Annotated in this window: 13 protein-coding genes and 1 pseudogene; 11 read left to right on the forward strand and 3 right to left on the reverse strand. The window is 37.2% G+C overall.

The window, feature by feature from the left end; translation table 11 throughout:
* Nucleotides 1-29: 29 nt before the first annotated feature.
* Nucleotides 30-839, forward strand: coding sequence for an inositol monophosphatase family protein (locus tag CJ229_RS00075; protein WP_102167243.1), 810 nt, complete (start codon nucleotides 30-32; stop codon nucleotides 837-839).
* 33 nt (nucleotides 840-872) lie between these two features.
* On the opposite strand, the gene CJ229_RS00080 is transcribed toward CJ229_RS00075, so the two are convergent.
* The gene (locus CJ229_RS00080; protein ID WP_068128930.1) at nucleotides 873-1,061 is read right to left on the reverse strand and encodes a DUF5325 family protein; all 189 of its coding nucleotides are present in this window, start codon (nucleotides 1,059-1,061) and stop codon (nucleotides 873-875) included.
* Nucleotides 1,062-1,164: 103 nt separating this feature from the next.
* On the opposite strand from CJ229_RS00080, the gene typA reads away from it, so the two are divergent.
* Together typA and CJ229_RS00090 are read left to right on the forward strand one after the other, a co-directional pair.
* The gene (typA, locus tag CJ229_RS00085) at nucleotides 1,165-2,997 is read left to right on the forward strand and encodes a translational GTPase TypA (RefSeq protein ID WP_102167244.1); all 1,833 of its coding nucleotides are present in this window, start codon (nucleotides 1,165-1,167) and stop codon (nucleotides 2,995-2,997) included.
* Nucleotides 2,998-3,003: 6 nt separating this feature from the next.
* Nucleotides 3,004-3,384 carry a YlaH-like family protein gene (locus tag CJ229_RS00090; protein ID WP_257993683.1) on the forward strand — a complete coding sequence of 127 codons (381 nt, stop codon included), beginning with the start codon at nucleotides 3,004-3,006 and terminating at the stop codon, nucleotides 3,382-3,384.
* A gap of 44 nt (nucleotides 3,385-3,428) precedes the next feature.
* Here CJ229_RS00090 and CJ229_RS00095 read toward each other — a convergent pair whose 3' ends face one another.
* Entirely contained in the window at nucleotides 3,429-3,899 is a 471-nt protein-coding gene (locus CJ229_RS00095) for a hypothetical protein (RefSeq protein WP_317846580.1), read from the reverse strand.
* A 116-nt stretch (nucleotides 3,900-4,015) separates the two neighbouring features.
* Between CJ229_RS00095 and CJ229_RS00100 the strand changes: the two genes are divergently transcribed.
* Together CJ229_RS00100 and CJ229_RS00105 are read left to right on the forward strand one after the other, a co-directional pair.
* Nucleotides 4,016-4,318, forward strand: coding sequence for an Fpa/YlaN family protein (locus CJ229_RS00100; protein WP_040929268.1), 303 nt, complete (start codon nucleotides 4,016-4,018; stop codon nucleotides 4,316-4,318).
* 11 nt (nucleotides 4,319-4,329) lie between these two features.
* Nucleotides 4,330-5,526 carry an FtsW/RodA/SpoVE family cell cycle protein gene (locus CJ229_RS00105; RefSeq protein ID WP_102167245.1) on the forward strand — a complete coding sequence of 399 codons (1,197 nt, stop codon included), beginning with the start codon at nucleotides 4,330-4,332 and terminating at the stop codon, nucleotides 5,524-5,526.
* Nucleotides 5,527-5,585: 59 nt separating this feature from the next.
* Here the strand turns inward: CJ229_RS00105 and CJ229_RS00110 are convergent, their stop codons facing one another.
* On the reverse strand, nucleotides 5,586-6,500 hold the full coding sequence (locus tag CJ229_RS00110; RefSeq protein WP_336619816.1) for a COX15/CtaA family protein: 915 nt from the start codon (nucleotides 6,498-6,500) through the stop codon (nucleotides 5,586-5,588).
* A gap of 299 nt (nucleotides 6,501-6,799) precedes the next feature.
* Between CJ229_RS00110 and cyoE the strand changes: the two genes are divergently transcribed.
* From cyoE to ctaG, 6 genes and pseudogenes are all read left to right on the forward strand, one after another.
* On the forward strand, nucleotides 6,800-7,711 hold the full coding sequence (cyoE, locus tag CJ229_RS00115) for a heme o synthase (protein WP_068128924.1): 912 nt from the start codon (nucleotides 6,800-6,802) through the stop codon (nucleotides 7,709-7,711).
* Nucleotides 7,712-7,739: 28 nt separating this feature from the next.
* Nucleotides 7,740-8,889 (forward strand): annotated as a pseudogene (gene coxB / locus CJ229_RS00120) (cytochrome c oxidase subunit II).
* Nucleotides 8,890-8,891: 2 nt separating this feature from the next.
* Complete coding sequence (locus CJ229_RS00125; RefSeq protein ID WP_102167246.1) at nucleotides 8,892-10,823, forward strand: cytochrome c oxidase subunit I; 1,932 nt, start codon at nucleotides 8,892-8,894, stop codon at nucleotides 10,821-10,823.
* On the forward strand, nucleotides 10,823-11,449 hold the full coding sequence (locus CJ229_RS00130; RefSeq protein ID WP_068128920.1) for a cytochrome c oxidase subunit 3: 627 nt from the start codon (nucleotides 10,823-10,825) through the stop codon (nucleotides 11,447-11,449). The genes CJ229_RS00125 and CJ229_RS00130 overlap by 1 nt, the downstream gene beginning before the upstream one ends.
* A complete protein-coding gene (locus CJ229_RS00135; protein WP_068128918.1) occupies nucleotides 11,450-11,797 on the forward strand; it encodes a cytochrome C oxidase subunit IV family protein in 348 nt (115 codons plus the stop codon).
* A gap of 112 nt (nucleotides 11,798-11,909) precedes the next feature.
* Nucleotides 11,910-12,872: a cytochrome c oxidase assembly factor CtaG gene (ctaG, locus tag CJ229_RS00140; RefSeq protein ID WP_257993684.1), complete on the forward strand. Its 963-nt coding sequence runs from the start codon at nucleotides 11,910-11,912 to the stop codon at nucleotides 12,870-12,872.
* Nucleotides 12,873-12,875 lie beyond the last annotated feature (3 nt).

A 12,875-nucleotide genomic window follows, 5' to 3' on the forward strand; every position in this document is an offset into this window, starting at 1 on the left:
GTAATCATCAAATAATTGAGGTGAAGTAAATGGATGTATATGAATTTGCAAAATCATTAATACGAGACGCTGGAGATTTTATTGAAACGAGACGACTTGAAGGCTTTGAAGTAATGAGAAAGACTGGACCACATGATTTAGTGACGCCAGTCGATAAAGAAACAGAAGAATTTATTTATAAGCGTATTAAAGCACAGTTCCCTGAACACAATATCGTTGGTGAAGAGACATATGGTAAAGACGTTAAAACGTTAAAAGGGTTTACGTGGATTGTCGACCCGATTGACGGTACAGTAAACTTCATTAACCAAAACGATAACTTTGCGATTTCTGTCGGTATATATAAAGACGAAGAACCGTATTGTGGATTTGTGTATGACGTAGCGAATAAAGTACTCTATCACTCAAAAGTTGGTGAAGGCGCTTATAGAAATAGCGAGAAAATTAAAGAAGTTGACTATCAGCCATTAGACGATACAATCGTCGGCGTGAGTCATAAATGGTTATTAAAAGACGACGTGAGACAATTCTTTATCGAACTAGTCGATAAAGCACGATCTGTACGAAATAGAGGAAGCGCAGCACTCGACTTTACGTCAGTCGCTGATGGTAAATATGGAGCTGTCGTATTTTACGAACTCTTCCCATGGGATTATGCCGGGGGTAGAATTTTAACAAATGAACTCGGACTAAAATGTGTGACGTTAACAGGTGAAGACGTTCCAGAACTTGAAGCATCGAGTGTCGTATGTGGGCATGAGAAATTAGTCGATGAAATACTCGAGATATTTGATCACGAATCATTTAAAGAAGTACACGACAAATTCTTTATTAAATAAAAAATTCCCCGCTCGTATGAGGGGGAATATTTATTATAGCCAATCGTTTTCGCGATATTTTTTCTTTAATGTAAAACCAATACCAAAAATTGCAACAAATCCAATTGCTAATAGTATTGCGAATCCCCACATCTCTTCAGCGAGTGTGACTGATAATAAAACGAGTAAAACGATTGCGAGTACCGCAAGTATGAAAAAAATCCCTTTCGATTTTTTCTCCATGTATATCGACTCCACATATAAATTTTCTCAATTATATCATAGAATAAGTACGATATGATATAATTGTACAGTTAAATAACCTAAATACGAAGGGAACTTTTGAATGACAGTAAGAAAAGATTTAAGAAATATAGCGATTATCGCCCACGTAGACCACGGTAAAACGACGTTAGTCGACCAATTATTAAAACAATCTGGTTTATTTAGAGACAACGAACACGTTGAGGACCGTGCGATGGACAGTGGCGATATTGAAAAAGAGCGCGGTATTACAATTTTATCTAAAAACACTGCGATTGATTATGAAGATGTAAGAATTAATATTTTAGATACACCAGGACACGCAGACTTCGGTGGAGAAGTAGAACGTATTTTAAAAATGGTCGACGGAGTAATACTCGTCGTTGATGCATTTGAAGGTACGATGCCACAGACGCGTTTCGTGCTTAAAAAAGCTTTAGACGTCGGTGTGACGCCGCTTGTTGTCGTCAATAAAATCGATAAACCACAAGCACGACCTGAAGCGGTTGTCGACGAAGTACTTGAACTATTTATCGATTTAGGAGCAGATGATGACCAACTTGAATTCCCAGTCGTATACGCTTCAGCGATGAACGGAACTGCAAGCTTAGATCCAGAAACTCAAGACGACAATATGAAAGTGCTATACGATACGATTTTAGAGTCTGTTCCTGCACCTGTAGATAATAGCGATGAACCGTTACAATTCCAAGTATCATTATTAGATTATAACGATTACGTTGGACGTATCGGTATCGGTCGTGTATTTAGAGGGTCAATTTCAGTTGGAGAAAATGTATCACTCGTTAAATTAGATGGTACAGTAAAACAATTTAGAGTCACTAAAATGTTTGGATTTTTAGGTCTGAAACGTATTGAAATTGAACATGCGAAAGCTGGAGACATTATCGCATTAAGTGGTTTAGAAGATATTAACGTCGGTGAAACAGTCACAGACCGTGAAACAGTAGAAGCACTCCCTGCACCAACTATTGATGAACCTACGTTACAAATGACGTTTTCAGTAAATAACTCACCATTTGCTGGGCGTGAAGGTAAATTTGTAACAGCACGTCAAATTAAAGACCGCTTAGATATTCAACTAGAAACGGACGTATCGTTAAGAGTCGACCAAGGAGCAACGCCAGATCAGTTTATCGTTTCTGGACGTGGAGAGTTACACTTATCCATCTTAATTGAAAATATGAGACGTGAAGGATACGAGCTTCAAGTATCTAAACCAGAAGTTATTATTCGTGAAATTGATGGTAAAAAACATGAACCGTTTGAGCGCGTACAAATTAACGTACCAAGTGAACATGCAGGAAGTGTCATTGAGTCGCTCGGCCAACGTAAAGGTGAAATGTTAGATATGGCGACTGAAGATGGTCAAACGAAACTCGTGTTTTTAGTACCATCTCGTGGTTTAATAGGATATACGACAGATTTTATGACGATGACTCACGGTTATGGTATTTTAAACCATACGTTTGAAGATTATCGTCCAGTAATCCAAGGTAAAATTGGTGGACGTCGTAACGGTGTACTCGTTTCTATTAACAAAGGTCCAGCGAGCGCATTTGCAATTATGAACTTAGAAGACCGTGGAACAAACTTCACTGAACCTGGTACAGAAGTGTATGAGGGAATGATTGTCGGTGAGAACTCACGTGAAAATGATTTAGGTGTAAACATTACGAAAACAAAAGCACACACAAATATGCGTTCAGCAACAAAGGACCAAACAGAAACGATGAAACGTCCAAGAATTATGACGCTAGAAGAAGCGTTAGAATATATTAACGTCGATGAGTTAGTAGAAGTGACGCCAGAGTCGATTCGTTTACGTAAAAAGATTTTAAACAAAAGTGAACGCGACCGTGCGCTAAAGAATGCTAAAAAGCAAGAGGAGTAGAAGGCAATGTTTTTTTCGTTCGTCTTAATGACAGCGGCACAAACAGACGAGAGTAGCTTATATAACCGATTGTCGATGTTTGGTAAGCTATATGGCGCAGATCAAAATCCAGATACTGCGATGTGGTTATTGTTTATTACTGTATACGTACTATCCGTTCTCGCATACGTACTTGGTTTTGCGAAAAAGTTAAAACTTTGGCAAAATATCGTGATTTATATCATCATGCTATTATTCTCATTACCACTGACATTTTTTGCAGCGTTTTACCCGGTGGCAGAGTGTTTAATCGTCATCGTATTTGTAATGGGAATGTACAGATTTAGACTATATAATGAAAAGAAAAAAGGTACGATTTCATTCGATAAAAAAGAAACGAATAAATAAAAAAACGACCTGTCACATATATTAAAATGTGACAGGTCTTTATTTTATACGAACGTAAATGCTGTAACGTATTCGTATCGTTCGATGATTTCTCCGTCTTTAATGACGAGTAGGTCGATCATACCGTCGTCGTATAATCTCTTACCATTATTAGAAAACTGTGCGTAATGCTCGTAACGGTCTTTATATGCGAGTGTTGTCGTCCCGTTTTTATGTGTAATTTCATACTTTACGCTTTTTGGTTCAGCGTATTCTAAAAATGGGTCGAGCGCCATAATAAACGTGCCGTTTAGCAGTTCTTCTTTTTTATTTTTATATCTCTTTTCTGATTTTAATGTCGGTGGAAGTGTGTCTCCTTCTATAATTTGACGGTTCCACTCTTCACTATCCTCAAATTCAATGTGTTCTTCATCATGTACTAAATCTTCTATATGTATTTTACGATTGTCGAAAATCCATGCACTCGAGTCTAATGTAATGACGAAGTTTACGTTTCCTTTAATTTGTAGCAGCATGTAACCCCTCCTAAGCTTAAATTATACCAAATTATACATAATTGAACATAGCCACTCACTTGAAAAATGTAATACTGTAGAGTAGTATTTAGTTGTAATGAAAAGGGGGAAGGGCCTTGTCTAGTGAAGAAACTTTAAAAAGGCTTGCATTAGAAACACTCGAGCAAGATGCAGATAGAATCGTACAACTGATTCGTGTTCAAATGGATAATTTGACAATGCCTCAATGCCCGGTATATGAAGAAGTGTTAGATACTCAAATGTTCGGGTTATCTAAAGAAATTCATTTTGCAGTGAGACTAGGGTTAATAGATAGAGAGCATGGACGTTCGATATTAGCAGATTTAGAAAAGCAAGTATCAGACGTACATGAAGCGTATTATGAGCATAGAGAACAACTAAAAAAGGCAAATAAGTAGTGGGTGATCCAATGAAGAAAGCAAAACGCTTAAACTACCCGATTAGTAAGACAAATCAGCACATTGATTATGTCATTATATTTGCATACATAGCACTTGCAATCATTGGCCTTGTCATGATTTATAGTGGGAGTATGGTTAAATCATCACGCAGTGAGATGACGAACTTTAATCCAAAGTTTTTCTTTGATTCGCAGTTACGTTTTGTCATATTTGGGATGACGATATTTGTAATTATTACATTTTTTACGAGTTCACGATTATTTAGAAAGCCGATTATTCCAATTGCGTTAATTGCGGGAAGTATTCTTTTACTTCTTGCGACTCAAATCTTTGGTATTGAAGTAAACGGTGAGAAAAACTGGATTCGTCTCGGATTTATAAATTTACAGACATCTGAGTTCGTTAAAATTGTTGTCATTATGTATTTAGCATATGTTTATGACAGGCGACTACGTATAAAAACAGAGCTTATCCCTACAGATACGAAGCACTTGATGCCATTTGTACTCGTACTCGTAATGACGTTATGGATTGGTAGAAATGACTTCGGAACGTCGTTAATCATTTTATCGATTATTATCTCGATGTTTTTCTATTTAAACTTTGAACGGAAATTTACGTTTATGATATTTGCAGGAATTGTAGGTATTATCATCCTTGTCGTCGGAGCTTTTATCATGTTTGACGGACAATTTTTAAGTTCATATCAGCTCGCGAGAATCGATACGTTTTTCCATCCATTTAACGACCCGTATGGTGACGGTTATCAGCTTACGAACAGCTTAATTGCGATAGCCAATGGAGGACTAATTGGGCAAGGTATTGGAAACGGCATATTGAAACTCGGATTTTTACCTGAAGCACAGACGGACTTTATATTTTCAGTTATCGCAGAAGAGCTTGGGCTCATCGGGGTACTTATCGTACTAGGATTATATGCAACAATTGTCATTAAAGCATTTTATTATTCATATCATACTGGAGATTTATATTTAAGACTCATTACGTTTGGGATTGGTATATATATTACAATCCAATGTTTCTTTAACATTGGAGGCGCAACGAAAACTATTCCATTAACGGGTGTTCCGTTACCGTTGCTCAGTTACGGTGGATCAAGTTTCTTGAGTATATCGATTGCATTAGCAGTATTATCTGTGGCTATTAAAGAAATTAGATATCGTAAAGCAATCAATCGTGATTAAAGACGTTGTTATAACGTCTTTTTTTAATATAAAAAAACGTGAGGGGAAACCCTCACGTTTTATGGTTCATAGTCCGGTCGACTAATGAGTAAGATGTAATAGCATAGTATACCGAATATTAAAGTGATAAATAATGCATGGAATAGTGCGATGAAAATATTTGCGTACGTAAATATCGTTAAAGCACCTGTGATGATTTGTAATACGAGTAAAGTCATCATGATAATCCAACCGTTCTTAATGACTCGGTAGTTGCTGTAATGTTTTAATACGTGAATTAAAGCGATAACCATCCAAATAAATAGTATGAGTACTAAAAAGCGGTGTCCCATTTGAACGGCTTGATAAAAGTTCGTTGGTAAAATTTGGTTTGGCATACAGTGTGGCCATTTTGTACATGCGAGTGATGCATCGGCATGTCTAACTAATGCGCCGCTATATATTACGAAATAAATATAAATAATAATCCCGATCGTATGACGTCTCAGTCCTTTATGTATGATAAGACCTTTCGTATCATACTTTAAGTCAACGTGGAAGACGAGTAGTGTTAACACGAACACAGCTGCAAAACATATTAACGAAATTCCAAAGTGTGCAGCGAGAACAAACTCACCGTGCCATAAACCAACAACTGCCGCGGCACCAATTAAACTTTGGATGAGAATAAAACTAAGAGATACACAGACGAGAAACTTCGTCTCTCTAATATGTGAGAGTTGTTTCCAAGCCATAACTCCAAAGATGATTAAAAAGATAATTGCGATTCCAGATACACCTCTATGTGCAATCTCAATTATCGTATCTAATGGCCAGTCTTTAGGGATAAGTTGACCATGACATAGTGGCCAAGAATCTCCACACCCTTCAGCAGATCCAGTTTTTGTCACGAGTGCTCCACCGATTTGAACAAAAACCATGATGAGTGTAGTGATCACCGCCACTATTTTCAATTTTTTATACAACCAAAACACCTCATTAAAAAAATCCGTACAAATATCTGTTCAATTAATAAATATAAACCATCACATAGAATCATGCAATAATTAAAGTTATAAGAAAGACTTAACAAAATTGTAAACTGTGGTAGAATCTATATGTAAACAATAGCGACTATAGTGGCACTTTCCATAGATAAATGTTTCAATTGTAAATTATTTGAACAATTTTTGAACAATCTGTGAAAAAAAGGTGTCAACACTATAGATTCTCGGTCTGTTTTCCTATATCATTATAGTAACTAGAAATGTTGGTGAAAGGGGGCGAAGGTTAAATGCAGAGTCATGTGTCTAGTGAAAGGCATACGATGACGTTTATTGAAAAACAACAAGCATTTCGAGTGTTAATTAAAGAAGGTATCATAAAAGCGAACTTGATCCCAGCATTTGCTGCTGGTTTTCTAGCTGTTATGTATTATGGTCATTCTTTTTTCAGCTCGCTTCCATTGTTGTTAATCATGCTATTAGGTGTTGGTCTTTTAATTGGTGGCGTTGCTGCACTGAATAACTATTATGACCGGGATATTGATTCAGTTATGAAGTCTAAGCAACAACGACCAAGTATCGACGGCACGTATAGTGGGAAAGACATCCTATGGATTGGTTTTTCAATGGTTGTTATAGGAGAAATTCTCTTATATTCAATTAATATGACTGCAGGTACACTTGGCCTCTTAGCTGGTTTTGGCTATGTAGTCCTATATTCCATCTACTCTAAAAGACATTATGTTGTCAATACAGTAGTTGGAGCATTACCAGGAGCAGCACCTCCCTTAATTGGATGGGCGGTTATAGACCCAAACTTACATACACTCGCGTTTGCGATGTTCTTTGTAATGTTTATATGGCAACCACCGCACTTTTACGCTTTAGCAATAAATCGTAAAGATGAGTACAGCACCGCTAACATTCCAATGTTACCGAGTGTGAAGGGAGAAAAACGTACGGTTAGGTCGATTGTGATGTGGATATCACTACTCGTCATTACCCCGTTTTTCATGACTGATTTAGGGATTTGGTTTGTCGTATTAATCACACTGCTGAACTTAAGTTGGTTAATACTTTCCTTAAACATGTTTAAGCCAATCACCGATTACAAGCGCTATGCAAAAACAGTGTTTGTATTTTCTTTAAATTACATTCTTATTTTTTACGTTATGATTATAGTCGCCGGTCTATTAATCTAAACTTATTTTTGAAAGAGGGGTCTATTAGATGAAGAACAGTTGGACTAAAACAAAATTTTATATGTTAATGTCTGTTCTTGCTATTTTCTTAGCAGGCTGTGGTAAAGAAAACTTAAGTGCTTTACAACCTGCTGGTGAAGTTGGGAGACAACAATTTTTCTTAATTATTCTTTCAATTTCAATCATGTTACTTGTCGTTGGAACAGTAGCAATCGCATTTACAATTGCAGTTGTAAAAAGTCGTAGAAGTAAAGTGGGAGAAGATTTCGTACCAAAGCAAGTTGCGGGTAACCATACACTTGAAGTAATTTGGACGACTATCCCAATTATTTTACTTATCATCTTAGCAATCCCAACAGTTTGGGTAACATTTACTCTAGCAGACGTTGAGGATATGGTAACTGAAGATGGTGTAGCGAACAAAGATTCAGTAATCGTTAACGTAACTGCTTACCAATATTGGTGGGAGTTTGAATACGTTCATGAAAATGTTGTTACGAGTCAAGACTTAGTCGTTCCAACGGATGAAAAAGTATTCTTCAACTTAAAAGGTGCTGACGTAAAACACTCATTCTGGGTACCTGCAGCGGGTGGTAAACTCGATACAAACGTTGACGGAATCAACAGCTTCTACTTAGTGTTTGATGATGACAAAGCAGAAAACGCAGATCGTTTATTCTACGGTAAATGTGCGGAATTATGTGGTCCTTCACACGCACTAATGGACTTTAAAGTAGTTGCATTACCAAGAGCAGAATTCGATCAATGGTTAGCTGATATGAAAGTCTACGAAGAAGAGGCAAAAGTTGCATCAGCTGACGATGCAAAAGAAGGTCAAGAAATCTTCAACAACTCTTGTATAGGATGTCACGCAGTTACACCAACTAACCCTGGTGCTGCTGGACCAAACTTAACTAACTTTGGTGATAGAGAACTAATCGCTGGTATTTTAGAGCACAACAAAGAAAACTTAGTAAGCTGGATCAGAAGATCCAGAAAAGATTAAACCAGACAACAAAATGACTGGTGCTTATCAATTAAACGATGAAGAAATTGACAAAGTAGCTGCATACTTAATGGAGCTAAAACTAGATAAAAACTCTGGCGATGTCGAAAAAATGAAAAAAGAGATTGAAGCAGAGAAAAATGAGGACAATGATGAAGGGGGCGACAAATAAGCATGGCAACAGTTAATGGGCAAAAAGTTGGCTTTGGGCGTTTAATATGGGAATATTTAACGACAGTAGACCATAAGAAGATTGCAATCCTTTACTTAATTGGCGGTGGATTCTTCTTCGTCATGGGTGGTATTGAAGCGATGCTTATTCGTATTCAGCTCGCGGTACCAAATAACGATTTCTTATCAGCTGGATTATTTAACGAAATGATTACAATGCACGGTACTACGATGATATTCTTAGCTGCGATGCCAATTTTATTCGCATTTATGAACGCAGTAGTTCCATTACAAATTGGTGCACGTGACCTAGCGTTCCCATTCATGAACGCTTTAGGTGTTTGGATGTTTATTTTCGGAGGTATCTTCGTTAACGTTTCTTGGTTATTCGGAGATGCGCCAGACGCTGGTTGGACAAGTTATGCGTCACTATCTATTGCATCACCTGGACACGGTATTGACTTCTACGCAATTGGTTTACAGATTGCAGGGGCTGGTACGTTAATTACAGGTATTAACTTTGTAACGACAATTATTACGATGAGAGCACCGGGTATGACTTACATGAGAATGCCATTATTCACATGGACAGCACTTGTTGCATCAATTCTTATCGTATTTGGTTTCCCACCATTAACAGTAGGACTTTTCCTATTAACGTTTGACCGTATGTTCGGTTCGAACTTCTTCATAGTTGAAGCTGGTGGTAACACAATTATTTGGGAACACTTATTCTGGATCTTCGGACACCCAGAAGTATATATTTTAATCTTACCGGCATTCGGTATTTTCTCAGAGATTTTCGCAGTATTCTCTAGAAAGAGATTATTCGGTTACTCAGCGATGGTATTCGCGACAGTATTAATCGGATTCTTCGGATTCATGGTTTGGGCGCACCACATGTTTACAGTAGGTTTAGGTGCAACAGCGAACGCAATTTTCGCATTAGCGACGATGGCAATCGCAGTACCAACAGGTATTAAGATATTTAACTGGATTGCTACAATTTGGGGCGGTAGTATTACATTTACTACACCAATGCTTTATGCATTAGCGTTTATCCCTTCATTCGTAATGGGTGGGGTAACAGGTATCATGCAAGCGGTAGCTCCAGCAGACTATCAGTATCATGACTCATACTTTATCGTAGCTCACTTCCACTACGTAATCGTTGGTGGGGTAGTATTCGCGATATTAGCTGGGCTTCACTACTGGTGGCCTTTAATGTTCGGTACTAAGCTAAACGAAACATTAGGTAAAATCGAAATGGCAATCTTTGCTATCGGTTTCCACATGACATTCTTAGTTCAACACTGGTTAGGTTTATGGGGAATGCCACGTCGTGTATTCACATACTTAGACGGCCAAGGCTTTAACTTAGCGAACTTAATCTCAACAATCGGTGCATTACTCATGGCAGTTGGGGTAATCGTACTTGTAATTAACATCATTATGACAGTTGTTAAAAACGATAGAGTCGTTAACGTCGACGTTTGGGACGGTCGTACACTTGAGTGGGCAGTTGCTACACCAACTCCAGAATACAACTTTTTCCAAACTCCACTAGTACGTGGTTTAGATGTTTTACAATTAGAAAAAGAAGAAAACAACGGTGAAATTCCATCAGCTGGACCAGTTGAGGATATTCATATGCCAAACAACTCAATCATTCCATTCATCTTAACAGCTGGTTTATTCATTGCAGGATTTGGTGCATTATTCCATGCATCTGGTCAAGAGTGGGCGATTGCAGCAGTTAAGGATTTACCAAGTATGAGACCTTGGTCAATGATTTTACTCGTTGGTGGTTTAACGATCACATTCCTTTCAATGATGGCGAGATCTTGGATTGATGACCACGGTCACTACATCAAGAAAGAACGTATTGAAAAAGAAATGCGTGAATATGAAGAAAGAAAAAGAGGTGCGAACTAATGGCAGAAGTTAAATATAATGTTGATAATGCTAATTGGCCGAAGCACCCTGAAACAGCTACGTTAGAAGGTAAAAACAAGTTTGTTGGTTTCTGGACATTCTTAGCGGGAGAGACAGTATTATTCTCATGTCTCTTCGCAACTTACCTCGCACTTAAAGACTCAGTGCCAAGTAGCGATCACTTATTAGCAGCTGACCTATTCCACTTAGAGTTAGCGTTCGTAATGACGATGTTTTTATTAACATCATCATTAACGAGTGTTTTCGCAGTACACCATATGAGAAATAACAACTTCGCGAAAATGCAATTATGGTTAGGAATTACAGTTCTTTTAGGTGCTGGGTTCTTAGCACTTGAAATCTACGAGTTCATTGCATATGTACAACTCGGTCACACGTTTAGATCAAGTGCGTTCGGTAGTGCATTCTATATCTTAATCGGTACACACGGATTCCACGTTATTATCGGTTTAATTTGGATTACATTACTCATCATCCGTAACTCTGGACGCGGATTATCAGTATACACAGCTGCGAAAGTTAATACAGCTTCATTATACTGGCACTTCATTGACGTTGTGTGGGTGTTCATCTTCACAATCGTTTATCTGTTAGGGGTGTTATAAATGGCGAACGTAGAAACCGAATCATTAACAAGAAAAGAGTTAGACGCACTTTACAAAGCACGTGCAAAAGAAATGAGACTTCAGCTAACATCTTTTGCTCTTATGATTTTCATGACATTTATAGCATTTGGATTAGTAGCATTAGACTTTAACAAATACTTTGTTGGAGCAATCATTGTTACTTTAGCGTTTGTACAAGTTATTCTACAATTCTTCTACTTCATGCACATGAAGGACAAAGGACATGATTTTGCGAAGTTATTTATCTTAGTTGGTATGTACTTTGCAATTGCGTTTATTATCACATTTGTGTTCATTGTATGGATTGGAACAGGTGGAATTCAATAAACTTCAATGGACTAGCATTGCTAGTCCATTTTTTTGTTGGAAAATAGACATATTAAAATATGTTCGTTTCATTAAAAATAGTCTATAATGGTATGTAGCTTATATTAAAAGGGTGATAAATTTGGATCGTTTAATGTCGATACGAATTTTTGGTTTCATCGGAAATTGGAGTCCATTTTTAATTGCGTTTATTATTGTAGCGTCAGTAGTGTACTTCTTAATTACGATGAAATGGTACAAAGATATACCAGGTGGTCGAAAACTAACTAAATTAGAGTTTTGGATGTCAATTACAGTTATTTTATTATTTTATATAACGTTCGGATCACCAATTGATATATTAAGTCATATTTTATTTACGTTTCATATGGTGCAAATGGCACTTGGGTTGTTACTCATTCCGCCGTTACTATACTTTGCAATACCAGATTACTTATGGGCATACATGGTAAAACTACCTGTATTACGATTTTTCCATAAGATTGGTCAGAAACCGTTACTAGCGCTCATACTTTTCTGTGGTGCGTTTTCGCTTTACCATATCCCTACAGTTATGGATACGTTAAAGTTAAATCAGTCATTACACTTTATGTCATTAGCGATTTTATTTTTACTTGCAACAATCGCATTTTGGCCAGTATTAAATAAAGTGGATCCTCAAGAAAAGCATATGAACTACTTATTTAAGATATTATATGTATTTGGTATTGGTGGATTATTATTACCAGCATGTGGGTTAATCATTTTCTCAGAGACACCTATGTTTAAGACGTATACTGAAAGTGCGGCATGGTTAAAATCGATGGAGCTTTGTGTTCCAGTAGGTGTTCTTGATACGCTAAAAGATCAAAATATGATTAGTGGACCGGAATACTTCAGTCATATGACGCCACTGTCTGACCAACGTACAGGTGGAATCATTATGAAGATTCTTCAAGAAGTGTTCTTTGGATTTATCATTGCGTATTTATTTGCAAACTGGTGGAAACAAGAGTCTAGAGATCCAGATGAAATTACGCGTGAATCATTAGAAAGAGCAAATGAGCGTAAAAAGTTAGAAGAATTATATAGATAATAG

The sequence above is a fragment of the Nosocomiicoccus massiliensis genome (assembly GCF_002871345.2).
Lineage (GTDB): Bacteria > Bacillota > Bacilli > Staphylococcales > Salinicoccaceae > Nosocomiicoccus > Nosocomiicoccus ampullae_A.